Source organism: Hydrogenophaga sp. L310 (genome assembly GCF_055703065.1).
The window spans coordinates 46,393-70,432 of the sequence record NZ_JBVPZA010000015.1 but is presented as its reverse complement, the minus strand read 5'-3'; the positions used below and the strand labels follow the sequence as shown (position 1 = coordinate 70,432).

Annotated in this window: 20 protein-coding genes and 2 tRNA genes; 7 read left to right on the top strand and 15 right to left on the bottom strand. The window is 64.4% G+C overall.

Annotated elements, in window-relative coordinates; all coding sequences use genetic code 11:
- Positions 1-2: 2 nt before the first annotated feature.
- The gene (locus tag AC0GNO_RS20175) at positions 3-1,163 is read right to left on the bottom strand and encodes an FAD-dependent oxidoreductase (RefSeq protein ID WP_472905256.1); all 1,161 of its coding nucleotides are present in this window, start codon (positions 1,161-1,163) and stop codon (positions 3-5) included.
- A 9-nt stretch (positions 1,164-1,172) separates the two neighbouring features.
- Positions 1,173-1,451, bottom strand: coding sequence for an oxidative damage protection protein (locus AC0GNO_RS20170; protein WP_177134440.1), 279 nt, complete (start codon positions 1,449-1,451; stop codon positions 1,173-1,175).
- 337 nt (positions 1,452-1,788) lie between these two features.
- Between AC0GNO_RS20170 and AC0GNO_RS20165 the strand changes: the two genes are divergently transcribed.
- Together AC0GNO_RS20165 and AC0GNO_RS20160 are read left to right on the top strand one after the other, a co-directional pair.
- Positions 1,789-2,562 (top strand): ferredoxin--NADP reductase, encoded by a 774-nt coding sequence (locus AC0GNO_RS20165; RefSeq protein WP_290968742.1) that lies wholly within the window; start codon positions 1,789-1,791, stop codon positions 2,560-2,562.
- 79 nt (positions 2,563-2,641) lie between these two features.
- A complete protein-coding gene (locus AC0GNO_RS20160) occupies positions 2,642-3,160 on the top strand; it encodes a disulfide bond formation protein B (protein ID WP_472890280.1) in 519 nt (172 codons plus the stop codon).
- Between the two features lie 71 nt (positions 3,161-3,231).
- Here the strand turns inward: AC0GNO_RS20160 and ppk2 are convergent, their stop codons facing one another.
- Positions 3,232-4,500 (bottom strand): polyphosphate kinase 2, encoded by a 1,269-nt coding sequence (gene ppk2 / locus AC0GNO_RS20155; protein ID WP_472905255.1) that lies wholly within the window; start codon positions 4,498-4,500, stop codon positions 3,232-3,234.
- 91 nt (positions 4,501-4,591) lie between these two features.
- Positions 4,592-5,932: an amino-acid N-acetyltransferase gene (gene argA, locus AC0GNO_RS20150; protein ID WP_472905254.1), complete on the bottom strand. Its 1,341-nt coding sequence runs from the start codon at positions 5,930-5,932 to the stop codon at positions 4,592-4,594.
- A gap of 74 nt (positions 5,933-6,006) precedes the next feature.
- Here argA and hrpA point away from each other — a divergent pair, with 74 nt between their 5' ends.
- Together hrpA and AC0GNO_RS20140 are read left to right on the top strand one after the other, a co-directional pair.
- Positions 6,007-9,900 carry an ATP-dependent RNA helicase HrpA gene (gene hrpA / locus AC0GNO_RS20145; protein ID WP_472905253.1) on the top strand — a complete coding sequence of 1,298 codons (3,894 nt, stop codon included), beginning with the start codon at positions 6,007-6,009 and terminating at the stop codon, positions 9,898-9,900.
- Between the two features lie 156 nt (positions 9,901-10,056).
- A complete protein-coding gene (locus AC0GNO_RS20140) occupies positions 10,057-10,773 on the top strand; it encodes a Rieske (2Fe-2S) protein (protein WP_472905252.1) in 717 nt (238 codons plus the stop codon).
- A gap of 32 nt (positions 10,774-10,805) precedes the next feature.
- Here the strand turns inward: AC0GNO_RS20140 and AC0GNO_RS20135 are convergent, their stop codons facing one another.
- The 5 genes from AC0GNO_RS20135 to lptF all read right to left on the bottom strand — a co-directional run bounded on the left by AC0GNO_RS20135 (position 10,806) and on the right by lptF (position 15,682).
- Positions 10,806-11,978, bottom strand: coding sequence for a pyridoxal phosphate-dependent aminotransferase (locus tag AC0GNO_RS20135; RefSeq protein ID WP_472905251.1), 1,173 nt, complete (start codon positions 11,976-11,978; stop codon positions 10,806-10,808).
- A 150-nt stretch (positions 11,979-12,128) separates the two neighbouring features.
- Entirely contained in the window at positions 12,129-13,073 is a 945-nt protein-coding gene (locus AC0GNO_RS20130) for a CysB family HTH-type transcriptional regulator (RefSeq protein ID WP_472905250.1), read from the bottom strand.
- Positions 13,070-13,435, bottom strand: a complete 366-nt coding sequence (locus AC0GNO_RS20125; RefSeq protein ID WP_472905249.1) for a sirohydrochlorin chelatase — start codon at positions 13,433-13,435, stop codon at positions 13,070-13,072. The genes AC0GNO_RS20130 and AC0GNO_RS20125 overlap by 4 nt, the downstream gene beginning before the upstream one ends.
- Positions 13,436-13,439: 4 nt before the next feature.
- Positions 13,440-14,558, bottom strand: coding sequence for an LPS export ABC transporter permease LptG (lptG, locus tag AC0GNO_RS20120; RefSeq protein ID WP_472905248.1), 1,119 nt, complete (start codon positions 14,556-14,558; stop codon positions 13,440-13,442).
- Entirely contained in the window at positions 14,555-15,682 is a 1,128-nt protein-coding gene (lptF, locus tag AC0GNO_RS20115; protein ID WP_472905247.1) for an LPS export ABC transporter permease LptF, read from the bottom strand. The genes lptG and lptF overlap by 4 nt, the downstream gene beginning before the upstream one ends.
- A gap of 27 nt (positions 15,683-15,709) precedes the next feature.
- On the opposite strand from lptF, the gene AC0GNO_RS20110 reads away from it, so the two are divergent.
- The 3 genes from AC0GNO_RS20110 (at position 15,710) to AC0GNO_RS20100 (ending at position 19,073) form a co-directional block, all read left to right on the top strand.
- A complete protein-coding gene (locus AC0GNO_RS20110; RefSeq protein WP_472905246.1) occupies positions 15,710-17,200 on the top strand; it encodes a leucyl aminopeptidase in 1,491 nt (496 codons plus the stop codon).
- A gap of 53 nt (positions 17,201-17,253) precedes the next feature.
- Positions 17,254-17,697: a DNA polymerase III subunit chi gene (locus AC0GNO_RS20105; protein ID WP_472905245.1), complete on the top strand. Its 444-nt coding sequence runs from the start codon at positions 17,254-17,256 to the stop codon at positions 17,695-17,697.
- Positions 17,698-17,885: 188 nt separating this feature from the next.
- Positions 17,886-19,073 carry a branched-chain amino acid ABC transporter substrate-binding protein gene (locus tag AC0GNO_RS20100; protein WP_472890268.1) on the top strand — a complete coding sequence of 396 codons (1,188 nt, stop codon included), beginning with the start codon at positions 17,886-17,888 and terminating at the stop codon, positions 19,071-19,073.
- Between the two features lie 377 nt (positions 19,074-19,450).
- On the opposite strand, the gene AC0GNO_RS20095 is transcribed toward AC0GNO_RS20100, so the two are convergent.
- The 6 genes from AC0GNO_RS20095 to AC0GNO_RS20070 all read right to left on the bottom strand — a co-directional run bounded on the left by AC0GNO_RS20095 (position 19,451) and on the right by AC0GNO_RS20070 (position 23,962).
- Positions 19,451-19,527: transfer RNA gene (locus AC0GNO_RS20095), tRNA-Arg, on the bottom strand.
- A gap of 62 nt (positions 19,528-19,589) precedes the next feature.
- Positions 19,590-19,666, bottom strand: a tRNA-Pro gene (locus tag AC0GNO_RS20090).
- Positions 19,667-19,723: 57 nt separating this feature from the next.
- Positions 19,724-20,428 carry a glutathione binding-like protein gene (locus tag AC0GNO_RS20085; RefSeq protein WP_472890537.1) on the bottom strand — a complete coding sequence of 235 codons (705 nt, stop codon included), beginning with the start codon at positions 20,426-20,428 and terminating at the stop codon, positions 19,724-19,726.
- A 325-nt stretch (positions 20,429-20,753) separates the two neighbouring features.
- On the bottom strand, positions 20,754-22,013 hold the full coding sequence (locus tag AC0GNO_RS20080; protein WP_472905244.1) for an acyl-CoA dehydrogenase family protein: 1,260 nt from the start codon (positions 22,011-22,013) through the stop codon (positions 20,754-20,756).
- Positions 22,014-22,077: 64 nt separating this feature from the next.
- On the bottom strand, positions 22,078-23,163 hold the full coding sequence (locus tag AC0GNO_RS20075) for a phosphotransferase family protein (RefSeq protein WP_472905243.1): 1,086 nt from the start codon (positions 23,161-23,163) through the stop codon (positions 22,078-22,080).
- Positions 23,164-23,242: 79 nt separating this feature from the next.
- Entirely contained in the window at positions 23,243-23,962 is a 720-nt protein-coding gene (locus AC0GNO_RS20070) for a Crp/Fnr family transcriptional regulator (protein ID WP_472905242.1), read from the bottom strand.
- Between the last annotated feature and the right edge of the window lie 78 nt (positions 23,963-24,040).

Below are 24,040 nucleotides of genomic sequence, written 5' to 3'. Positions count from 1 at the left end.
ATTCAGGCCGGTTGTCGGCGGGCCTGTTTCCAGGCGAAACGCGCCGGGTCGAGCGCACGCAGCAGATCGGCCTCCAGGTTCGGGTCTTCGCCTTCAATCAGGCGGGCCAACAATTCGCCCATGGCGTGGGCCAAGGTCAGGCCACGGGAACCCAGAGCGCTCAGCATGAAGAGACCGGGCCAGCGTGGCATGCCGGCCATGGGCACCCTGCCTCGTCGTGCGCCGGCTTGTTGCATCAGCACTTGCAGATCCAGCAGATGGGGCACCGCGCCCACCAGGGGCACGCGGTCCAGCGAGGCGCAACGCACCTGCGCCCAGCCCAGCAAGTCCCCCCGGGCGGCGGTTTCGCGCTGGCGCAAGGCGGCCGCGGGACTGATGCTCTCCAGGCTGTGGGCGTTGCGCTCGTGCGCCGCACCGTTCACGTGGCTGGTGTTGTCGCCCCGTTCGTAGGTGGAACCCATGGCCCAGATGCGTGCCGGCCACTGGGGTGGCAGGCCTGCGTCTTCATAGACCGGGACGAAAACCCCGTTGTTGCGCTGGGGCCGTTCGGCCAGCGGTTCGCCCTGCAGGGCGGCCAGGCTCATCTGGCCTTTCACCGGGCGCAAGGGCAGGGCTTCGGGTGCCATCGGGCCGTTTTCGTGCGTGAGCAGAGCATGGCTGCCAAACGCGGCGGCAATGACCACCACCGGTGCCTCGGCGAGCACCTGACCTTCGGCATCCAGGGCCTGCCACAGCGGCTGGTCCGGGGTGGACCGGTTGACCAGGCGGTCAACAGGGCTTTGCCAGCGGGTCGCGAGGGTCGTTAGCCGCCGGCATTCGTCGAGCCAGGCGTCCACCAAGGCAGCTGGGCGAACCAGCGCCGCAGGCCATCGCCCGGGGTCGTGCCCCAGGTTGTCGACTTCGCAGGGCTGCCAGCCCCGGCCTGGCGGGCCCAGCCGCTCCAGCTGGGCCCACATGTCGGACACGCCCAGCGCGCACAGTCGGGAGAGCGGTGTGGGCGCGCGGGTGACGTGCGGGCTCAGCATGCCCACCGGCAGCGCCGATGCGCCTTGGGACGGCCCTTCAGCCGCGTCCAGCAAGGTCAGTTGCCAGCCGCGTCGGGCCAGCGCCACACAACTGGCGGCTCCAGCGAGTCCGGCCCCGATCACCAGGGCAGAAGGCATAGGCCGGCCTCAGCTGGCGTCAGCCGGCGGAACATAGCCCGCAGCGGCGTCGGCGCCCTCGCCGAAAAAGTGCTTTTCCATCTGGCGGGCCAGGTACTGGCGCGCGCGCGCATCGGCCAGGTTGAGGCGGTTTTCGTTGAGCAGCATGGTCTGGTGCTTGAGCCAGGCGGCCCAGGCTTCCTTGCTCACGTTTTCATACAGGCGTTTGCCCAGCTCGCCCGGGTAGGGCGGAAAGTCCAGGCCTTCGGCTTCTTTGCCGAGCTTGATGCAGTTGACGGTGCGTGCCATGTGGTTTCCTGTTTAAGATCGAATTCTGTATAACCGAAATGAGAATTTGTTCTTTCCGGTTTTATAAGCTTGTGGGCATCATGCGAAAGCCCGAACGTTTGAGACGCGCCGGGGGCGTTGAGTGCCCGAGTCCCCGACTGTATCAACGAATGAAAGCCCTCGGGACGACATCCGGCGTGGCCGATCCTGTTCCTGACATAACGCAAAAGGGACACTTGGCAAGACTTTTACAATTACGAGCTATCCGTGCGGCGATCGATCAGGGTTTTTCCCCTGTCAGTTTGCCCCGTTTTTTCATTGGCCAGCCATGAGGCGGCCGTTCATCTGACCCAAGACCATGAGTGCATTTCTGGAAGAGCGCGTGTTGAGCGTGCACCACTGGACCGATCGCCTGTTCAGCTTCACCACCACCCGCGACCAGGCGCTGCGTTTCTCCAACGGGCACTTCACCATGATCGGCCTGCGCGTGAACGAGAAGCCGTTGCTGCGCGCCTACAGCATCGCCAGCCCCAACTACGCCGAACACCTCGAGTTCCTGAGCATCAAGGTGCAGGACGGTCCGCTGACTTCGCGCCTGCAGCACATCCAGGTGGGTGACAGCATCGTGGTGGGTCGCAAGCCCACGGGCACGCTGCTGATCGACTACCTGCTGCCGGCCAAGCGCCTGTACCTCCTGGCCACCGGCACCGGTCTGGCACCGTTCCTGTCCATCGTGCGCGACCCGGAGACCTACGAAAAATTTGAACAGGTGGTGCTGATCCACGGTGTGCGCGAGGTCAAGGAACTGGCCTACCGCGAGATGCTGGAACACACGCTCAAGCAGGACGAGTTCCTCGGCGAGATGGTGCAGCAGCAGTTCCTGTATTACCCCACCGTCACGCGCGAGCCTTTTGTGCACCAGGGTCGCATTCCCGTGATCCTCGACAACGGTCAGGTGGCCAAGGACCTGGGCCTGCCCGAGCTGAACCCGGCCGAAGACCGCGTCATGATCTGCGGCAGCCCCGAGATGCTGCGCGACCTCAAGGCCCTGTGCGAAAAGCGCGGTTTTGCCGAGGGCAACACCACGCGTCCGGGCCAGTTCGTGATCGAACGCGCTTTCGCAGACAGCTGATCCAAGCTGCGTCAAGGTTGGAACTCCGAGGCGCTGGCCGGGTCCACCGGGGCGCCTCGTTTCACATTCAGGACATCTCGTGACATTCGCCACCCCTATTTTTGACCTGTTCAGCCGCCATCCGCGCCGGGTGCTGGCCCTTGTGGCCCTCAGCTGTGCGGGGCTGCTGGCCTTTGGCATCTACCTGCAGCACGTGGTGGGGCTGGAGCCCTGTCCCATGTGCATCGTGCAGCGCTATGCCCTGATCCTGGTGGCGTTTGCGGCGGCGCTGGCCGCGGCGATGAGCGGGCGGGGGTCGAGGGCCGTGGGCATCGGTCTCATGGGGGCGCTGGCCGTGGGCGGCGCCTTTGTGGCCGCGCGGCAGACCTGGTTGCAGTGGAATCCGCCCGAGGTCCTGACCTGCGGACGCGACTTTTACGGAATGATCGAGTCGTTTCCGCTCAAGCGGGCCATTCCCATGATCTTCAAAGGCAGTGGCGATTGTTCGGCGATTGACTGGACCTTCCTGGGCCTGTCCATTGCCAACTGGTCGTTTCTTTGCTTCTCGGCCATTGCCTTGCTGGCCCTGGTGTTGCTGGTGCGCCCTCGGTCTGCCTGATCGAAAGCCGGTGTGTCGCACACGAAAAAAAGCCGCCTGAGGGCGGTTTTTTTGTCTGCGCCTGAGCAGGCTCAGAGAATCGCGTTGCCCGGGCGCTCGCCACGTTCGTACACCACGTGCGCGCGACCCACGATCAACGAATCCAGCGAACCGATGTTGGCCGCGTCCTTGTTGGTGTAGGGCAGCTTCTGCAACACATAGCGCATGGCGTTCAGGCGAGCGCGCTTCTTGCAATCGCTCTTGATCACCGTCCAGGGCGCGTCGGCCGTGTCGGTCTCGAAGAACATGGATTCCTTCGCCTTGGTGTAGTCGTTCCACTTGTCGAGCGAGGCCATATCGATCGGGCTGAGCTTCCACTGCTTGAGCGGGTGGGCCTCGCGCTCTTTGAAGCGGCGGCGCTGCTCTTCGCGGCTGACCGAGAACCAGAACTTGATCAGGTGCACGCCGCTGCGCACCAGCTGGCGCTCGAACTGGGGCGCCTGTCGCATGAACTCCTCGTATTCGTCGGTCGAGCAGAAACCCATGACGCGCTCGACCCCGGCGCGGTTGTACCAGCTGCGGTCGAACAGCACGATCTCGCCAGCGGTGGGCAGGTGCTGCACATAGCGCTGGAAATACCACTGGCCGCGTTCGACCTCGCTGGGCTTTTCCAGCGCCACCACGCGCGCGCCGCGCGGGTTCAGGTGTTCCATCATGCGTTTGATGGTGCCGCCTTTGCCGGCCGCATCGCGCCCTTCGAACAGGATCACGATGCGCTGCCCGGTTTCCTTGGCCCAGGCCTGCAGCTTGAGCAGCTCGACCTGAAGCAGGTATTTCTGCGACTCGTACACCTTGCGCGACAGCAGGTTCTTGTAAGGGTAGGCGCCACTGCGCCAGTCGGCCGCCAGCACTTCGTCCGGGTTGGCGACGGCCATGGCTTTGCTGCGCACCACATCGGTTTCCTGGCGCAACAGACGGCGGATGGCCTTGGCGTCGTCCGGGGCGGCGCCTTCGAGGATCGCGCGCAGGGACTCGGCCTTGTGCTTCTTGCTGGTATCGGACTTGCCCAGGATGTCGCGCACGGCGGCGAACTTGGCCTGCTGGCGGGCTTCGGTGACCGCTGCCGTGCTGAGCCTGGCGATCCGCTGGGGTTGCTGGCTGCCGGTGACGTCGCCCAGCTTCGCACGGCGCGGCTTTTCGACAGCCGCAACGCGCGTCTTGACCGTTTTTCCGGTCATGGTTTTTGCCGGAGGCTCTTTGGTTTTGGCGGTTTTTCGGGCCGCCGGTTTTGCAGCGGGTTTATGGCCGGAACCGTTTGCGGACACAGGCGCAGTGGCGGTGGGGGTGCTTCGATCGGCCATGTTTTGCGCTCCTGTCATCAAACATTCCAGTCGGTTGAGATGCTGGAGGGGTTGCTTGATCGTTGTCCGTTGGGATCGCGCATACACAGGGTCAGCCGATTTTTTTCACGAGCACCTGGCTTTTTCGGTCCCAGTTGTATTTCCGCTTGCGCGCCTCGGGCAGCCAGTCGGGGTTGACCTGCACGAACCCGCGCTTGAGGAACCAGTGCATGGTGCGCGTGGTGAGCACGAAGATGCTCTGAAGGCCCTGGGCCTTGGCACGGGTCTCGATGCGCTTGAGCAGGCGCTCGCCGTCGCCCTGGCTCTGCGTGTCGGGCAGCACGGTGAGCGCCGCCATTTCGCCGGTGCGGGCCTCGGGGTAGGGGTAGAGCGCAGCGCAGCCGAAGATCACGCCGTCGTGTTCGATGATGGTGTAGTTGCCGGCGTCGCGTTCGATCTCGGTGCGGTCGCGCTTGACCAGCGTGCCGTCTTTCTCGAACGGCTCGATCAGCGCCACGATGCCGCTTACGTCGTCCATGGTGGCCTCGCGCACGCTCTCCAGCTTTTCGTCCACCACCATGGTGCCGATGCCGTCGTGGGTGTAGATCTCCAGCAGCAGCGCGCCGTCCACCGCGAACGGCAGGATGTGGCTGCGTTCCACGCCGCCTTCGCAGGCGCGGATGCAGTGCTGCAGGTAGAAGGCCGTGTCGGTCGGTTGGGCGGCCGAGGGCAGGGCGGTGAGCATCTTTTTCGCGTCGGCCAGTGGCAGCTCGGTGTCGATCTCGCTGGTCGGGTCGGCCGCGTCCAGGCGGATACCCGGCACCTCGGTCAGGAACATCAGCTTGTCGGCCTGCAGCGCCACGGCGATGGAGGTGGCCACGTCTTCCATGGTGAGGTTGAAGGCCTCGCCCGTGGGTGAAAAACCGAAGGGCGAGAGCAGCACCATGGCGCCCATGTCCAGCGTGCGCTGGATGCCTTCGGTGTCCACCTTGCGCACCAGGCCGGAGTGGATGAAGTCCACGCCGTCGATCAGGCCCACCGGGCGCGCGGTGATGAAGTTGCCCGAGATCACGCGCACGGTCGCACCGGCCATGGGCGTGTTGGGCAGGCCCTGGCTGAACGCGGCCTCGATTTCGTAGCGCAGCTGGCCGGCGGCTTCCTGCGCGCAGTCCAGCGCCACCGAGTCGGTGATGCGCATGCCGTGGGAGTATTTGGCTTCGTGGCCTTTGGCCTGGAGCTGTTCATTCACCTGCGGGCGAAAGCCATGCACCAGCACGATTTCCACGCCCATGCTCTGGATCAGCGCGAGGTCTTGCGCGATCAGCGGCAACTTGCCGGCCGCGATGGCCTCCCCGGCGACGCCCACCACCACCGTGCTGCCGCGCAGCTTGTGGATGTAAGGCGCGACCGAGCGGAACCAGGGCACGAAGGTGAAGTTGAAGACGTTGGACATGGGCAGCGGAGCGGTCAGACGTTGGGCAGGGCGCGGATAATTGCCGGTTGCCTGATTTTGACTGAAGTTCCCCCTTGTCCTCCACGCCGCTGCACATTGAATTCCCCGAGTCCCTGCCCGTCTCCGCCCGCCGGGACGAGATCGAGGCCGCCATGCGTGAGCACCAGGTGGTCATCGTCTGCGGCGAAACCGGCTCGGGCAAGACCACGCAACTGCCCAAGATCGCGCTGCAGATGGGCCGCGGCAAGCTCAACGCCAAACCGGGCCAGCGCCCGCAATGGATCGGCCACACGCAGCCGCGGCGCATCGCCGCTTCCAGCGTGGCCAAGCGCATTGCCGAGGAGCTGAAGACGCCGCTGGGCGATGTGGTGGGCTTCAAGGTGCGCTTCCAGGACCGGCTCTCCAAGGACGCCTCGGTCAAGCTCATGACCGACGGCATCCTGCTCGCCGAGACGCAGACCGACCCGGACCTGCGCGCCTACGACACCATCATCATCGACGAGGCGCACGAACGCAGCCTGAACATCGACTTCCTGCTCGGTTACCTGCGCCAGCTGCTGCCGCGCCGGCCGGACCTGAAGGTGGTGGTGACATCGGCGACCATCGATGCGGACCGGTTTGCGCAGTATTTCGCCTCCCAACGCGGTCCAGCGCCGGTCATCCAGGTGTCTGGCCGCACCTTTCCGGTGGAGGTGCGCTACCGGCCATTTGAACAGAGCCGCGAATACGACCTCAACAACGCGATCGCCGATGGCGTGGACGAGTTGTGGCGCACACCACAGGGCGGCGACATTCTGATCTTCCTGCCCGGCGAACGTGAGATCCGCGAGGCCGCCGACCACCTGCGCAAGCACCTCAGCCACATCCCCACGCTGCGCAACGCCGAGGTGCTGCCGCTGTTTGCGCGCCTCTCGCAGGCCGAGCAGGACCGCATCTTCCAGGACCACAGCGGCCGGCGCATCGTGCTCTCGACCAACGTGGCCGAGACCTCGCTCACCGTGCCGGGCATCCGCTACGTGATCGACGCCGGCACGGCGCGCGTCAAGCGCTACAGCTTCCGGCAAAAGGTCGAGCAGCTGATGGTCGAGCCCATCAGCCGGGCGGCGGCCAACCAGCGCGCCGGCCGCTGCGGCCGCGTGGCCGACGGCATCTGCATCCGGCTCTACGACGAGGCCGGCTTCAACGGCCGACCGGCCTTCACCGACCCCGAGATCCTGCGCAGCTCGCTCGCGGGCGTGATCCTGCGCATGAAGGCGCTGCGCCTGGGCGCGGTGGAGGACTTCGCCTTCATCGAAGCGCCACAAAAGCGCGCGATCGTGGACGGTTACCAGTTGCTGTCCGAGCTGGGCGCGGTGGACGAGGCCAACGAGCTCACACCCATCGGTCACACCCTTTCGCGCCTGCCGCTGGACCCCCGCGTGGGCCGCATGATCCTGGAGGCGCAGCAGCGTGGCGCGCTCGACGAAGTGATGGTGATCGCCTCGGCGCTCTCGGTGCAGGACGTACGCGACCGGCCCATGGACAAGCAGACCCAGGCCGACCAGGCGCACGCCAAGTTCGACGACGAGAAGAGCGAGTTCAGCGGCACGCTCAAGCTCTGGAAGTGGCTGGACGACACGAAAGGTGGCCATGGCAAAGACCATAAATTGAGCCACCGCCAGTACGAAAACCTGCTGCGCGAGAACTTCATCAACGTGCGCCGAGTGCGCGAATGGCGCGACATCCACACCCAGCTGCACACGGTGGTGGCCGAACACAAGTGGCAGCTCAACACCCAGCCCGCTTCCTACGAGCAGTTGCACCTGGCCATGCTCTCGGGCCTGCTGGGCAACATCGGCCAGAAGAACGAAGCCGAAGACTGGTACCTGGGCGCGCGTGGCATCAAGTTCTACCGCCACCCGGGCGCGAACCTGAGCAAGAAGCCCGGGCGCTGGATCGTCTGTGCCGAGCTGGTGGAGACCACCCGCCTGTTTGGCCGCGGCATCGCCAACATCGATCCGACCTGGCTGGAACAGGTGGGCACGCACCTGCTGAAAAAGCAGCTGCTGGACCCGCACTGGGAAAAGAAGGCGGCACGCGTGTCGGCGCTGGAGCGCGCCACGCTCTACGGCCTGGTGGTCTATCACAACCGCCGCACCGACTACGGCCGGGTGGACCCGGCGGGCGCGCGCGAAATCTTCATCCGCGAGGCATTGGTGGCGGGCGACTGGGAGACGCGCCTGCCGTTCCTCGCCGCCAACCAGAAACTGGTGAAGCAGGTGGCGGAACTGGAGCACAAGTCGCGCCGGCAGGACGTGCTGGTGGACGACGAGCTGATCTACGTCTTCTACGACCAGCAGCTGCCCGCCGACGTGTGCAGCGGCGCCAGCTTCGAGCGCTGGTACCAGGGCGCGGTCAAGCTCAACCCCAAGCTGTTGCTGCTGACCAAAGAAGAGCTGATGCGCCACGAAGCGGCCGGCATCACCACGCAGGCGTTCCCCAAGACGCTGCGGCTGGGTGGTGTGGACTGCGCCTGCACCTACCTGCACGAGCCGGGCGACCCGCGCGATGGTTTGAGCGTCGCCGTGCCGATCTTTGCGCTCAACCAGGTGAGCGAAGACCGCTGCGACTGGCTGGTGCCCGGCATGCTGAAAGAGAAGCTGCTCGCGCTGCTGAAAACGCTTCACCAGCGCCCACGCTCGCGCCTGGTGCCGCTGCCCGCCACGGCCGAGCGCTTCGCCACCGCGCTCACCGAGCCCGCGGTGTTCGGCGCCGGCAACCTGATGGATGCGTTGCTGAAACTGGTTCGCGAAGCGACCCAGCTCGACATCGCGCGCAACGACATCAAGGTCGACATGCTGAATGCCCACCACTTCATGCACCTGCGCGTGGTGGACGAACACGGGCGCCAGCTTGGCCAGGGCCGCAGCCTCGCGGCGCTCAAGGCGGAGCTGGGCGGCCAGGCGCGTGGTGCCTTCCAGGCACTGGCGTCCTTGAAGCTGGAGAGCCTGCGCCCGGCACAGCCCGAGCCCAAGGCGGCACCGGTATCCACCAGCGCGGGCGGTGCGCGCCGGGTTGCAGCCGAAGCGCCGGCCGCGCCCGCCGCCAGCGCCACCCAGCGCCACACCAGCTGGGATTTCGGGGAACTGCCCGAGTTGATGGAGATCCGCAAGGGCGGTCAGACGCTGATCGGCTTTCCGGCACTCATGGACCTGGGCGACGCGGTCGGCATCGAAGTGTTCGACGAACCCGAGGTCGCGATGGCACGCCACCGCGAGGGCCTGCGCCGCCTGTTCGCGCTGCAGATCCGCGACGCGCTGAAGTACCTGGAAAAAAACCTGCCCGGCCTGATGAGCATGGCCACGGCCTACATGCAGGTGGGCAAGGCGGAGAATGGGTCGGGTGGCGGCACGCTGGAAGAGCTGCGCAACCAGATCATCGAACTGGCGCTGGACCGGGCCTTCCTGGCCGACCCGCTGCCCACCGACGAGGCCGCGTTCAAGAAGCGTGTGGACGAGGGCCGGGGCCGGCTGACGCTGATCTCATCCGAGATCGCGCGCAACGCCGGCCTGATCCTCACCGAATACGCGACCGCCGCTCGCAAGCTGAAGGACAGTCGCCCGCCCGCCGACGTCGCGACCGACATCAGCCAGCAGCTGCAGCGCCTGGTGCCCAAACGTTTTTTGCTGACCACGCCGTATGCGCAGCTGCAGCACTTTCCGCGTTACCTGAAGGCTGTGCAGCTGCGGCTGGACAAGCATCGCGCCGACCCGGCGCGCGACGCCGCCAAGCTGGCCGAGCTGCGCCCGCAGGACCAGCGCTTCTGGCGCATGGTGGCCGAGCGCAAGGGCGTGCAGGACGCACGCCTGCAGGAGCTGCGCTGGCTGCTGGAAGAGCTGCGGGTGAGTTTTTTCGCCCAGGAACTGCGCACGCCACAGCCGGTGAGCGTGAAGCGGCTGGACAAAGCCTGGGCTCAACTGAACACCTGAGTCGATGCGCCCGGACCGGGCGCTGATCCGTTCTCGGTGTCGAAGTCCTGGCCCATGCCGTGCCAGGGACAAACTTGACAGCACCTTCCCGGATGCGTTTCACTGCAAGGCGTGCTGGCCCCGGGCAGGGGCCGGGCGTTTCATGGGGGCCTGTTCATGGATCGACGCGAATTCGTGGAAAGTTGTGCGCTGGGAACTGCCGCGTTGTCGGCCTCGTTGGCCAGTGGTGCCTGGGCGGCGAGCGCCGAACCCCGCGCTTACGGACGGGTGCTGCTGGTGGACGAGCTGGGCGACCCGCTCAAGGCCTCCGCACTGAAGGCGCAGACCAACTACGTGTTTCACTACCCGTTCGAAGCCACGCCGGTGTTCCTGCTGGACCTGGGCAAGCCGGCCATGCCCACGAACTTGCGCACGCGTGGCCAGAAGACCTACCGGTGGCCGGGCGGCGTCGGCCCGGTGCGCAGTCTGGTGGCGTTTTCCGCCATCTGCGCCCACAAACTGGTTTATCCGACCAGAGACCTGAGCTTCATCAGTTTCCGCAAGGGCGCCGCACTCAACCCGCAGACGCCGAGCAAGGGCAACGATTTGATCCATTGCTGCGCCGACCACAGCCAGTACGACCCGGCGCGGGGCGCGCAGGTGTTGGGGGGGCCGGCGGAGCAGCCGCTGTGCGCGGTGCTGCTGGAGCACGACGCCAAGGCCGACACGCTGACGGCCACCGGCACGCTGGGCGGCGAGCTGTTCGACGATTTCTTCAGGAAATACGACCTGAAGCTCAGCCTGGAGGTGGGCCCCAAGGCGCGTCAGGCCGTCACTGCCCGCAGCACGGTGCGGGAACTGGACCGCTTCTGTCGCAACGCGGTGCGCTGCTGATCGGTGTTGCCTCTGGACCGCCGCTTTCCGGATCAGAGGCGCGCGAGTCGCTTGAGCGCTTCGCGCAAGGTGTCGTCCTTCTTCGCAAAGCAGAAGCGCACCACCTTCTGGTCGAAGCCGTTGCCGTAGAAGGCGGAGAGCGGGATGGCCGCGACGCCGATCTCGCGCGTGAGCCACTGGCAGAAGTCACCCTCGGGCAGCTCGCGCTCGGGCACCGCCAGGTCGCCGATGCCCACACACTGGAAGTAGGTGCCCTGGCCCGGTAACAGCGTGAAGCGGGTGCCGGCCAGACCCTCGCGGAACAGGTCGCGCTTGCGCTGGTAGAAGGCCGACAGCTCCAGGTAGGGCGCCGGGTCGGCCATGTAGGCCGCCAGCGCGTGCTGCATGGGCGTGTTCACCGTGAACACGTTGAACTGGTGCACCTTGCGGAACTCGGCCGTCATGGCGGCGGGGGCCACCACCGTGCCGACTTTCCAGCCCGTGACGTGATAGGTCTTGCCGAAGCTGCTGATGATGAAGGCGCGCGCCGCCAGGCCCGGGAAACGGGCCGCACTCTGGTGCTGTTGACCGTCGAACACCATGTGCTCGTAGACCTCGTCGCTGATCAGCAGCACGTCGGTGGGGGCCAGCAGGTCCTGCAGCTGCAGCATGTCGGCCAGGCTCCAGACCTGGCCGCTGGGGTTGTGCGGGCTGTTGACGATGATGGCGCGGGTGCGTGGCGTGATGGCCGCGGCGATGGCGCCGAAGTCGGGGCGGAAGCTGCCCGGTGTGAGCGGCACGCGCACGGCCACGCCACCGGCGAGCTCGATGTTGGGCACGTAGCTGTCGTAGCAGGGTTCGAGCACGATCACCTCGTCGCCCGGGTGCACGACGGCCAGGATGGCGGTCAGGATCGCCTGGGTGGCGCCCGCGGTGACGGTGATCTCGGTGTTCGGATCACAGTCCAGGCCATACAGGGCCAACATCTTCGCCGCCATGGCCTGGCGCAGCGCCGGCACGCCGGGCATGGGCGGGTACTGGTTGTGGCCCGCCTGCATGGCGCGGGTCACGGCGTTGACCAGTTCCGGGTCGCAGTCGAAGTCCGGGAAACCCTGGCCCAGGTTGACCGCACCGGTCTCGGCCGCCAGCGCCGACATGACGGTGAAGATGGTCGTGCCGACTTTGGGCAGGCGGGAGGTGAGGGCGGGGGTGTGAGGCTGTGTCATCGGATTCATGGGGAATGGTCAAGGCCCTGCCAAACCCGCCTGCCGGCGCGACATACCAGCAGGCGCCGCGGAACCGGCTTTGCCGGGCCGCCAGCGCCGCCCCCTTGAGGGGGGATGCGGCCACACGAAGTGGGCAAGCAACGGGGGGCGTCAGAGCTCATAGTCGTCCGGCGTGCCGTTCATGGCACGCAGGATCAGGTCGCGCGAGAGCCGGTCGCTGAGCAGTTCGGCGAACCGCAACACGAAGTGGCGCAGGTAGGTGCCGCGCTTGAAAGCCACGCGCGCCAGGTTGTGACCGAACAGTTGTCCGGCGGGCCGGGACGACAGATCGGGCGTCTGGTTTTCACCCTGCACGGCCATTTCGGCCACGATGCCCACACCCATGCCGAGCTTGACGTAGGTCTTGATCACGTCCGAGTCGATCGCTTCGAGCACGATCTCGGGCTGCAGATGGCGCAGTGCAAAAGCCTGGTCAATGCGGGTGCGCCCGGTGAAGCTGGGGTGGTAGGTGATCAGTGGCAGTTGGGCCAGATCTTCGAGCGTGATGCGCTCCTGCGTCGCCAGCGGGTGGTCGAACGGGAACACCAGCACGTGCTGCCATTCGTAGCAGGGCAGGGTGACCAGCTCGGGGTAGTTCACGAGCGACTCGGTCGCCACACCAATCTCGGCCACTTCTTCCAGCAGCATTTTGGCCACCTGATCGGGCGAGCCCTGGTGCAGGCTGATCCCGACCTTGGGGTAGGCCTTGCGCAGCTTGGCCACCGAATCGGGCAGCACATAGCGTGCCTGTGTATGTGTGGTGGCGATCGACAGGGTGCCGCTGTCCTGGGCCGAATACTGTTCACCGATGCGCTTGAGGTTGTTGACCTCGCGCAGGATGATTTCGATGCTCTTGAGCACCTGCACGCCGGGTTCGGTGACGCGTTTGATGCGCTTGCCGTGGCGGGCAAAAATCTCGATGCCGAGTTCGTCTTCCAGTTCGATGATGGCCTTGGAAACACCGGGTTGCGACGTGTGCAGCGCCTTGGCGGCCTCGGTCAGGTTCAGGTTGCGGCGCACCGCTTCCTGGACAAACCGGAACTGGTGCAGGTTCATGGGTGGTTTTCCAGCGCGATCCGGGCCAGCAGGGCGGTAAGACGAGGGTCTTCCCCAGCCGCCGCCAGTTGTTCGAACCGCACGTCAGGGTGTTGCGTGGCCAGGTCAATCATCAACTGCGGCAGGTCTTCACGGGCGTGTTTTCCCATGCCAAAAAACAGCGGGAGCACGCGGATGTGGGTGGCTCCCGCCGCAACCAGGCGTCCGGCGGCCGTCGGCAGATCGGGCTCCGAAAGTTCAAGATAAGCGCAGGCCACGGGGGCGGACGGATCGGTCAGGGCGATCTGAGCCGCCACCGCTTCCACCGGCAGGCGCCACAAGGGGTCGCGCGAGCCGTGGGCAAAAACAATCACACCACGCATAACGTCAACGCCTTAAAACCAGCCAGCCGAACGCACCGAGCGATACCAGCGAGTAAATGATCGAGGGGGAAGCCGCAGCGAACCAGGGTTGCCACTGGTTGAGGTTGCCGATGTAGCCGAACACGTTGTTGAGCAGGAAGAAGCTGATCCCGATCATGACCCCTCCGAACACATAGCCGGTGATCCCGCCCGAGCGAAAATGCAGGTAGGCAAAGGGCAACGCCAGCACCACCATCACCAGACAGCTCAAGGGGTAGAACACCTTGCGCCAGAACTCGATCTCGTAACGCTGTGCGGTCTGACCGTTGCTCTCCAGGTGCTGGATGTAGGCGTACAGGTCGGTGGTTCGCATGCGCTCCGGCTTGAGCAGCGCGACCGACACCATTTCGGCAGTGATGGTGCTGGGCCAGCGGAAGGTCTCCAGATCGCTGCGCAGGATGCGTGCCGACATCTGGCCCGCGGTGTCGAACTCGCGGCGCGACACCTGGTGCAGCGTCCACGATTCATCGGGTTCGATCTGGCCGCGCCCGGCTTCCAGTGTCGACACGAGCAGCCCCTGGTTGTCGAACTCGAAGATGCGCACCTCGCCCAGTTCACCCTGGGGGGACAACGAGCCCACGTTCACCGAGAAGTTGCTGTAGAGCTGGCGTTCCTTGAGCCAGGCGCCGGTGTGCCCCAGGCTGATGCGGCCCTGGTACCGGGCTTTGAGCAACTGGGCGGTCTTGTCGGCCAGTGGGGCGACATAGTCGCCCACGGCAAAGGTCGCGAAGACGAAGATCAGGCCCAGGCCCAACAGGGTACGCAAGGCCTTCCAGGGTCCCAGGCCGCTGGTGCGCAGGATCGTGTACTCCGAACTTTGCGCCAGTCGGGCCAGCACCGCGATCGTTCCGATGAGCACCGAGATCGGCAGCAGCTCGTACACGCGGCTGGGCATCAGCAGCGCCACATAGAGCAGCGCGTGCCGGACTTCGTAAATCACGTCCGGCTCCAGCCGGGACGGTTTGCCCAGCGACGAGAGCTCTTCGACGAAATCAAAGAAAAAGAACAGCGAGAGAAACGCCAGCAGCACAAAGCCGGTGGCGAGCATGATCTCCCCATAGATGAGCCGTCTGATGGTTTTCATGCCGCTTTCCCGATCTGTTCAGCAGTCTCGGTTCGCAGGCGCAGTTGCAGCCAGCCTCTCAGGCTGAAGTTGCGCTGGCGTTTGATCAGCCACACCACACACAGCACAAAGACACTGCCGTGCAACAGCAGCAGCAGCGAGGACAGGGACAGTTGGCCCGACCCCACCCAGCGCTGACCAATGTTGAGAAAGTTGAAGTACAGGATGAACGCAAACAGGGTAAACATCAGGTTGCCGCTGCGTCCGGCGCGCGGATTGCTGACCGTGGTGGCCACGGCCAGCAGCACCAGGTTGAGCGCTGTCAGGATGATGCCGATGCGCCACCCCAGTTCGCCCAGGTTGGCGGCACTGGGTTCGCTCATCAGGGACCAGGTGCTGCGCGCCTTGAGGGCCTGGCCGCCGCCGGTCTGGGCAGCCGTGGCGCCAATCAGTGCACCATATTCTTCGAACTCGCTGACCTTGATCCGACCGGACGACACTTCCGCCTCCAGGCGCTGGCCCTTGCGCAGCATCAGGTAGGCGCGCTCGCCGATCTGTTCGATCTTGCCCGAGGCCGCCGTCGTCACGGTTTCGGTCCCGTCGCGCTCGATGCTGGAGATGAACACGTTCCGGCCTTCGGTGCCGTCGGCGGTGTCCTTGTCAATGAAGAACACACGGCGTCCGCTGGACGACTCCTGGAACTGCCCCGGCGCGATGCGCTGCAGATCGCCGCGGCTGGCAAACCGGTCACGCAGATCGGCGGTTTGCTGGTTGGCCCAGGGCCAGATGAAAAAAACCATGAGGCTGATCACCAGCAACACCGGCCAGGAGAAGCGCATCACCGGGCCCAGAAACCCGGCGAGGGAGCGACCGCTGGAAAACCAGATGATCATTTCGCTGTCGCGGTACATGCGCGAGAGCGTGGAGACGATCGAAATGAACAAGGCCAGCGTCAGGATGGTCTGTGTGTAGCCCAGCACCGTGTAGCCCAGCACGAGCATGATTTCTTCCGGGTTGACGCTGCCCTTGGAGGCCAGACCCAGCGTGCGGATCAGCAGCATCGTCAGCACGATGGTGAGCAGGACCACCAGCGTGGCCCCGAAACTGCGTGCCAGCTCGGTGCGTAGGGAAGAATGGAATAACATCGAAAAGATACCCAGGAAACCTCAATTATGGACTTTGAACTCAAATCCCTTTCGCATCAGCAAGCAGCCAGGCTGCCCGTGGACGCCCTGCTGGTTCTGGTGCCCGACGGGGCCGATGTGTCCGGCACGGCCGACGCCGCGCTGGTCAGCCTGATCCGCGAAGCCACCCGCCGGGGTGATCTGGAGCCGGGTGCCGGCAAGGCCTTGAGTTGCTACCGCCCGCAGGATATCAAGGCGTCGTGGTTGGTGCTGGTTCGCTCAGGCGACGGATCGGTGTCTGCGGTGCGCAAGGCGGTGCTCGCGGGCATGGCCCTGCTCAAGCAGCCTGGTGTGAAAAAACTGGGTTTGATGCTGAGCCTGCTGGATCGGGATGCGTTGGCCGTGCGGGTGGCCATGATGGCCTGCGCCGACGCCACCTACTGTTTCACCACCACCAAGCCTTCGGCCAAGGCTCGGACGATCAGCCAGGTCTTCCTGGGTGTGAGCGATGCCACAGCAGCGCGCGCCGAATTTGCCGCCGGCAAAGCTCAGGTGACCGGGGTGGAATTGGCCAAGGAATGGGCCAACCGCCCGGCCAACCACGCCACCCCCAGCATGCTGGCGGACGCCGCACGCAAGCTCGGGCGCAAGCCCGGTATGAAGACCGAAGTGCTGGGACCGAAAGAGGTTGCAGCGCTCGGCATGGGGGCTTTTCTGGCCGTGGCCCAGGGATCGGCCGAGCCTTTGCGCTTCATCGTCATGCATTACAGCGGTGCGGCCAAAACCAGCGCGCCGGTGGTGCTGGTGGGCAAGGGCATCACATTCGATACCGGCGGTATTTCCATCAAGCCTGCGGCTGAAATGGATGAAATGAAGTTCGACATGGGTGGGGCCGCCAGCGTGCTGGGCACCTTTGCCGCGTTGGCCGAGCTGCAGCCCGCCATCAACGTGGTGGGCCTGATTCCGAGCTGCGAGAACATGCCGGATGGCCTGGCGGTCAAGCCCGGTGATGTGGTCACCAGCATGAGTGGTCAGACCATTGAAGTGCTCAACACCGATGCCGAAGGACGCCTCATCCTGTGCGATGCGTTGACCTACGCCGCGCGGTTCAAGCCGCGCAGCGTGATCGACATCGCCACGCTCACCGGTGCCTGCGTGATCGCCCTGGGCGCCGTGCGCTCGGGTCTCTTTTCTGCGCGCGAAGAACTCGCGCAAGCACTCGGCCAGGCCGGTGACCAGTCGCTGGATTTGTGCTGGCGCATGCCTCTGGACGACGAGTACGCCGAAGGCCTGAAGTCGAACTTTGCCGACATGGGCAACGTGGCTGGTCGGGCAGGCGGAGCCATTACTGCCGCAAAGTTTCTGCAGAAGTTCACGGCCGACCTGCCCTGGGCTCACCTGGACATCGCCGGGACCGCCTGGAAAAGCGGCACGGCCAAGGGCGCAACCGGTCGGCCCGTGCCCCTGTTGCTGCAATACCTGATCAACGAAGCGGGCGTTGCGACCAAGGCGCCGGTCAAGGCTGCGCGCCAGAAATAGCCAGACGGTATGGATGCACCTGCAACCGGGGCCAACCCATCGAGGTGTCCGGCATGACCGAAGTGGCCTTCCACTTCAATGCACCGGACAAACTGGGTTATGCCTGCCGCCTTCTGCGAAAGGCCTACCTCAAGGGTGCGCGTGTGGTGGTGCTCGGTTCGTCCAGGGACTGTGCGTCACTTGACCAGGCGCTCTGGACCATGACGGCGGGTGAATTTGTGCCGCACTGTCGCGAGAGCGGTGCGGCCTTGTTGTTGAAGGCTTCTCCCATACTCATTGCCAGCGGCCATGTGCCGCCCGCTGATTTCCCCGCAGACGTGCTCCTCAACCTGACCGACGCATATCCCGCCGGGTTTGAACGGTTTGAGCGGGTGATTGAGGTGGTCACGCTCGACGAGGCTGATCGCCAGCGCGCACGCGAACGCTGGAAGCAATACAAGACCGCGGGATGTGAGCCCTTGCGGCACGATTTGAAGATGGCCGGCAGCGCCACCTGATCCACGCACCATCCGGCGACCTCGCTAATGCCCCATTCGTTGGCGTGATGCAGGTCGGGGCAAACCCTCGAAGCGGCCCCTGTTCTATTGGTGCGCATGTAACAACCGGGATTTTTGGAGTATCTTTACGGATGTGGAGAAAAAAGTTCCCTCCGCATTCCAACTTTGTTCCTTATCTGAGGATAGCTATGCAACTGAACATGAAACTGGCCGTTATTGCTGCGGCTGTCGCCCTGGCCGCTTGTGGCAAAAAAGAAGAGGCAGCACCTGCAGCCGCTCCGGCCGCTGCACCTGCAACTGCTGAAGCCCAGGTCATCAAGATCGGTCACGTTGGTCCTACCAGCGGCGGCATTGCCCACCTTGGCAAGGACAACGAAAACGGTGCCAAGATGGCCATCGAGGAGTTGAACGCAGCCGGCCTGACCATTGATGGCAAGCCCGCCACATTCGAACTGTTGGCCGAAGATGATGCAGGGGACCCGAAGCAGGGTACCGCCGCCGCCACCAAGCTGGTGGACGCCAAAGTGGCGGGTGTGATCGGTCACCTGAACTCCGGCACCACGATTCCCGCCTCGCAGATCTACAACGACGCTGGCATTCCCCAGATCTCCCCCTCGGCCACCAACCCCAAGTACACCCGTCAGGGCTACGCTGGCGTGTTCCGCATGGTGGCGGATGACGTGCACCTCGGTGGCACGCTCGGCAAGTACGCTGTGGAAACCCTCAAGGCCAAGAACGTGGCCGTGATCGACGACCGCACGGCCTATGGCCAGGGCGTGGCCGACGAGTTCGAAAAGGGCGTGGTCGCTGCAGGCGGTACCGTTGTGGGACGTGAATTCACCAACGACAAGGCGACCGACTTCAATGCCATCCTGACCACGCTGAAGGCCAAGAAGCCCGACGTCGTGTTCTTCGGAGGCATGGACGCCGTGGCCGGCCCGATGCTCAAGCAGATGAAACAGCTGGGCATCAACGCCAAGTTCATGGGTGGCGACGGCATTTGCTCCAGCGAGCTGCCCAAGCTGGCCGGTGACGGCATGGCCGACGACCAGGTCTACTGCGCGGAAGCCGGTGGCGTTGAAGGCGAACAAAAAGAAGGCATGGACAAATTCCGTGCTGACTTCAAGGCCAAGTACGGTGCCGACGTTCAGGTGTATGCGCCGTATGTGTATGACGCTGTGAAGGTCATGGCCAACGCCATGGTCACCGCCAACTCGTCCGATCCGGCCAAGTACCTGCCTGCCCTGAAGGCCACGGATTACAAGGGTGTGACCGGCAACATCGCTTTCGACGAAAAGGGCGACATCAAGAATGGCGCGCTGACGCTGATGACCTACAAGGCCGGTGTCCGCACCACCTTGGCGGTGATTCGCTGATCTGACGAAGCGGCCTGCAGGGCCTCCAGCCTCTGCGCCGCAGGCGCTGGACATGTCAAAACAAAACCACCTTCGGGTGGTTTTGTTTTTGGTGCACTTCAGGGCGTTTGCCGCGAGGCTTTGTGAGGGATCTGGGCACGCGCCTTGCTCGGCGGGCACACGGCGGATTTGCAGGCGATGTCGGTCAGCATTTTGGGGGAACAACTCGGCGAAGTGGCCAAAAATCGGGTTTTATTCCCCCGATGGTTCCCCCGTTTTGATCGAGCTGCAACGGGTCTATCCGGAATCTGGCGGGACATAAATTTCAATAAACCGTATTGAAATCAATGTATTGCGAGACAATGTGGAACTTCCTGGGACCTCTTGAGACTTTTCAATGGCCTGCCCGGAGGGACTCGAACCCCCGACCTGCTGCTTAGAAGGCAGCTGCTCTATCCGGTTGAGCTACGGGCAGATGATGCCGGTCTGCTGATACAAAAAAGGCCCACAGAGTGGGCCTTTTTGTTCTTCGATGAATGGTCGGAGCGGCGGGATTCGAACTCGCGACCCTCTGCTCCCAAAGCAGATGCGCTACCAGGCTGCGCTACGCTCCGACTAAGCTGTCGAGTATACCCTGCGAAAAGAGGTGCCCCGGCGGATGCGGCCGGGATTCATCTTTTTTTGTACTGATCTTTTCCAAACAGCGCATCGCGCGCACGGTCGTCGGTGAGGGGTTTGCGGGCGTCGGCCAGCACGGCGACGCCGCGCTGGACGGCGGGCCGCGCTGCGATGCGGTCAAACCAGTTCTTGAGCCTGGGGAAATCGGCCCAGTCGATGCCCTGGTTCTGCCAGCTGCGCAGCCAGGGGAAGATGGCGATGTCGGCCACGGTGTACTGGTTGCCGGCGATGAATTTGCGGCTGCTCAGTTGTTTGTCCATCACACCATACAGACGCTTGGCCTCGTTGGTGTAGCGGTCCACGGCATAGCCGATCTTCTCGGGCGCGTAGATGCGGAAATGGTGCGCCTGGCCGAGCATGGGGCCCACACCACCCATCTGGAACATCAACCACTGCAGGACTTCAAACTTTTGTCGGTCCGTTCGCGGCAGCAGCTTGCCGGTCTTGGCTGCCAGGTACAGCAGGATGGCGCCCGATTCGAACAGGCTGATGGGTTTGCCATCAGGGCCAACGGGATCCACCAGGGCGGGGATCTTGTTGTTGGGGCTGATCCTCAGGAACTCGGACTGGAACTGGTCGCCTTGCCCGATATTGACGGGATGGACCTGCCAGTCGCGACCCAGACGCAGCCCGCATTCCTCCAGCATGATGTGGACTTTGTGCCCGTTGGGTGTGGGCCATGAATAGACATCGATCATTTCAGGTGCTTTCTATTGGGGGAGCCGACAACTTCTGCACTTTACGGGAGTTCGTTGCGCCATGTTTGAACGACAGAAGAATGCCTTGGGTGCCGGTTCGACCCAGGTGGAACTCGACGGGTTGACCCAGTGGGTCACCGAGCACATGCTGGCCTACCGGGCTCCGGGCTCCGGGCCGTGGGGGCAGGGGGTGTGCTGGAAGGTCACCTGCTGGATCGACCGGGCGACAGTCCCTCCGTACGCTATGCACGGGATGTTTTTGAACACCTCAGCGCCCGCGCGCTGCACCTGTTTGCGCAGCTGAGGTTTTGACTGGCGCGAGGGATCAGCAACCGCGCGTGACGGGCATCTCCACGTCGGTCTTGACGACCATGTGTTTGGCCAGTTCCAGCTTGGCGATCGACTGGCGGTGCACCTCGTCCGGGCCATCGGCCAGGCGCAGCGTGCGCTGGTTGGCGTAGCTGTAGGCGAGCGGGAAATCGTCGCTCACGCCACCGCCGCCGTGGGCCTGGATCGCCATGTCGATGATGTCGCAGGCCATGTTGGGTGCCACCACCTTGATCATCGCGATCTCGGCCTTGGCCACCTTGTTGCCCACGGTGTCCATCATGTAGGCCGCCTTGAGCGTGAGCAGGCGCGCCATTTCGATGCGGCAACGCGCATCGGCAATGCGCTCGTGCCACACCGACTGCGCCGACACCGGTTTGCCGAAGGCGACGCGGCTGTTGAGCCGTTTGCACATGAGTTCGAGCGCGCGTTCGGCGGCGCCGATGGAGCGCATGCAGTGGTGGATGCGGCCCGGGCCGAGGCGGCCTTGCGCGATCTCGAAACCGCGGCCTTCACCCAGCAAGAGGTTGTCCACGGGCACGCGCACGTCCTTGAGAAGCACTTCCATGTGGCCGTGTGGAGCGTCGTCGTAGCCGAACACGGAGAGCGGGCGCACCACGGTGATGCCCTTGGCGTTGGACGGCACCACGATCATGGATTGCTGCGAATGGCGCGCAGCGTCGGGGTTGGTCTTGCCCATGACGATGTAGACCGCACAGCGCGGATCGCCCGCGCCCGACGACCACCACTTGAGACCATTGATCACGTACTCGTCGCCGTCGCGAACGATGCTGCACTGGATGTTGGTCGCGTCCGATGAGGCCACCATGGGCTCGGTCATCAGGAAGGCGGAGCGGAATTCACCCTTCAGCAGCGGTTCGAGCCACTGGTCTTTCAACGATTCGCTGGCGTAGCGTTCCAGCGTTTCCATGTTGCCGGTGTCCGGCGCGGAGCAGTTGAACACTTCGGCCGCGAACGGTACGCGGCCCATGATTTCACACAAAGGCGCGTATTCCAGATTGGTCAGGCCCTCAGGTGCCCGCGGGCTGCTCGGCAGGAACAGGTTCCACAGACCGGCGGCACGGGCCTTGGGCTTGAGTTCTTCGATGAGGGTGGTCGGAATCCAGGCATTGCCTTTGGCCCGGTTGGCAGCGATCTCGGCGAAGAAGCGGCCTTCGTTCGGGTAGATGTGCTCGTCCATGAACGCCAGCAGGCGCTCGCGCATGTCTTTGACTTTGTCGGTGTAATCGAAGTTCATCGGGTGGTCCTTGGATGCAGTCGAAGCTGGTGGGTTGGAAGGGGTGGGTGAAAGCCGTTGTTGGTCAAGCCTGCAACGCGAAGCGCCAGGCCAACTCGGCCAGCGGCCGGGCGCCGGCAGCGGATGAAACGGCCTGTGCGCTGGAGGCGGTGCCGGTTTCGACCCGTTTCGCGATCCCTTGCAGGATGGCGGCGAGGCGGAACAGGTTGTAGGCGAGGTAAAAGTTCCAGTCGGCCTTGAGTTGCGCTGGCGTGGCGAAGCCGGTGCGTTCGCAGTAGAGCGCGATGTAGTCGTCTTCGGTGGGGATGCCCAGTGCCTGCACGTCGAGTCCACCGATGCCGCGGAACGCGCCGGGTGGGATGTGCCAGGCCATGCAGTGGTAGCTGAAGTCGGCCAGCGGATGGCCCAGGGTGGAGAGCTCCCAGTCCAGTACCGCGAGCACGCGCGGCTCGCTGGGGTGGAACATCAGGTTGTCGAGCCGGTAGTCGCCATGCACCACCGACACCATGGATTCGTCGCGCGCCATGGCGGGGATGTTCTGTGGCAGCCAGGCCATGAGCTGGTCCATCTCGGAGATCGGCTGAGTGATCGAGGCTACGTACTGTTTGCTCCAGCGACCGATCTGGCGCTCGAAGTAGTTGCCGGGTTTGCCGTAGCCATCGAGCCCGATGACCATCGGGTCCACCGTGTGCAGCGCCGCCATGACGCGGTTCATCTCGTTGTAGATGGCGCCTCGCTGATCGCGGCTCATGCCGGGCAGGGACTGGTCCCACATCACCCGGCCTTCGACACACTCCATCACATAAAAGGCGCGGCCGATCACCGTTTCGTCTTCACACAGCGCGTGCATCTGCGCCACCGGCACACCGCTGCCGTGCAGCGCGCTCATGACGCGGAACTCGCGCTCGATCGCATGGGCCGAGGGCAGCAGCTTCGCCACCGGGCCGGGTTTGGCGCGCATGACGTACGCGCGCTTCGGCGTGATCAGCTTGTAGGTCGGGTTGGACTGGCCGCCCTTGAACATCTCCACCGAGAGCGGACCGGTGAAGCCGTCGACGTGGGTCGCGAGCCAATCCTGCAGGGCAGGCACGTCGAAAGCGTGCTGTTCGGACACCGGGCGGGTGCCGGTGAAGTTCTGGGTATCGCTCATGCGAAGGGTCTCACTCGTTGGGGTAGGGCGCGACCCTGCGCGGTGGGGCGCGGTGCGCCCTTCGCCTGAACCCGCTGGTTCAGTTCTCGGCTTCGGCTATGCGCATCAGCATGTCGCGGTTGCGCACCACCAGACCACCCTGTTCGATGCGGATCGCTTCCTCGCGCTCCATCGACTTGAGTTCCTGGTTGACGCGCTGGCGCGATGCGCCCAGCAGCTGGGCCAGTTCTTCCTGTGCCAGCTGCAGGCCGATGCGCATTTCGCTGCCGTCGGACAAGCAAGGCACGCCGTAGCTGCGCACGAGGTGCAGCAACTGCTTGGCCAGCCGCGCACGCAAGGGCAGGGTGTTGAGGTCTTCCACCAGACCGAACAGGGTGCGGATGCGCCGCGCCTGCAGCCGCATCAGCGCTTCGTAGAGCTCCACATGGCTGCTCAGGATCTTCTGGAAATCGTTGCGGGCCACGCAGAGCAGGGTGGTCGGTCCGTGTGCATAGGCATCGTGCGTGCGCTGGTCGCCGTCGAACATGGCCACATCGCCGAACCACACACCCGGCTCGACGTAGGTCAGCGTGATCTGCTTGCCCGAGAGCGAGGTTGAGCTCACACGCACCGCGCCCTTGGCAACCGCCGTCCATTCGGTGGGTGGGTCGCCGCGGGCGACGATGAGGTCGCTGTCCTTGAATCGCTTGACGTAGGCGCATCGGAGTATGTCGTGACGCAGGGAAGGAGAAAGGCTGCTGAACCAGCGACCACTGTTGATCGCCTCGCGTTCTTCCATTGTCAGAATCGGTTCGTCCATCGGCTGTCTTATGAGTGACTGAATTGACTGGCATTGTCGCCACTGGGACCCTGCGCCCGCATCAGGGTTTGCGTGACA

Excerpts from the sequence above, each read along its gene's own strand:
- AC0GNO_RS20175 (WP_472905256.1), bottom strand. The coding sequence starts at position 1,163 with ATGCCTTCTGCCCTGGTGATCGGGGCCGGACTCGCTGGAGCCGCCAGT.
- AC0GNO_RS20170 (WP_177134440.1), bottom strand. The coding sequence starts at position 1,451 with ATGGCACGCACCGTCAACTGCATCAAGCTCGGCAAAGAAGCCGAAGGC.
- AC0GNO_RS20165 (WP_290968742.1), top strand. The coding sequence starts at position 1,789 with ATGAGTGCATTTCTGGAAGAGCGCGTGTTGAGCGTGCACCACTGGACC.
- ppk2 (WP_472905255.1), bottom strand. The coding sequence starts at position 4,500 with ATGGCCGATCGAAGCACCCCCACCGCCACTGCGCCTGTGTCCGCAAAC.
- argA (WP_472905254.1), bottom strand. The coding sequence starts at position 5,932 with ATGTCCAACGTCTTCAACTTCACCTTCGTGCCCTGGTTCCGCTCGGTC.
- AC0GNO_RS20140 (WP_472905252.1), top strand. The coding sequence starts at position 10,057 with ATGGATCGACGCGAATTCGTGGAAAGTTGTGCGCTGGGAACTGCCGCG.
- AC0GNO_RS20135 (WP_472905251.1), bottom strand. The coding sequence starts at position 11,978 with ATGACACAGCCTCACACCCCCGCCCTCACCTCCCGCCTGCCCAAAGTC.
- AC0GNO_RS20130 (WP_472905250.1), bottom strand. The coding sequence starts at position 13,073 with ATGAACCTGCACCAGTTCCGGTTTGTCCAGGAAGCGGTGCGCCGCAAC.
- AC0GNO_RS20125 (WP_472905249.1), bottom strand. The coding sequence starts at position 13,435 with ATGCGTGGTGTGATTGTTTTTGCCCACGGCTCGCGCGACCCCTTGTGG.
- lptG (WP_472905248.1), bottom strand. The coding sequence starts at position 14,558 with ATGAAAACCATCAGACGGCTCATCTATGGGGAGATCATGCTCGCCACC.
- lptF (WP_472905247.1), bottom strand. The coding sequence starts at position 15,682 with ATGTTATTCCATTCTTCCCTACGCACCGAGCTGGCACGCAGTTTCGGG.
- AC0GNO_RS20110 (WP_472905246.1), top strand. The coding sequence starts at position 15,710 with ATGGACTTTGAACTCAAATCCCTTTCGCATCAGCAAGCAGCCAGGCTG.
- AC0GNO_RS20105 (WP_472905245.1), top strand. The coding sequence starts at position 17,254 with ATGACCGAAGTGGCCTTCCACTTCAATGCACCGGACAAACTGGGTTAT.
- AC0GNO_RS20100 (WP_472890268.1), top strand. The coding sequence starts at position 17,886 with ATGCAACTGAACATGAAACTGGCCGTTATTGCTGCGGCTGTCGCCCTG.
- AC0GNO_RS20085 (WP_472890537.1), bottom strand. The coding sequence starts at position 20,428 with ATGATCGATGTCTATTCATGGCCCACACCCAACGGGCACAAAGTCCAC.
- AC0GNO_RS20080 (WP_472905244.1), bottom strand. The coding sequence starts at position 22,013 with ATGAACTTCGATTACACCGACAAAGTCAAAGACATGCGCGAGCGCCTG.
- AC0GNO_RS20075 (WP_472905243.1), bottom strand. The coding sequence starts at position 23,163 with ATGAGCGATACCCAGAACTTCACCGGCACCCGCCCGGTGTCCGAACAG.
- AC0GNO_RS20070 (WP_472905242.1), bottom strand. The coding sequence starts at position 23,962 with ATGGACGAACCGATTCTGACAATGGAAGAACGCGAGGCGATCAACAGT.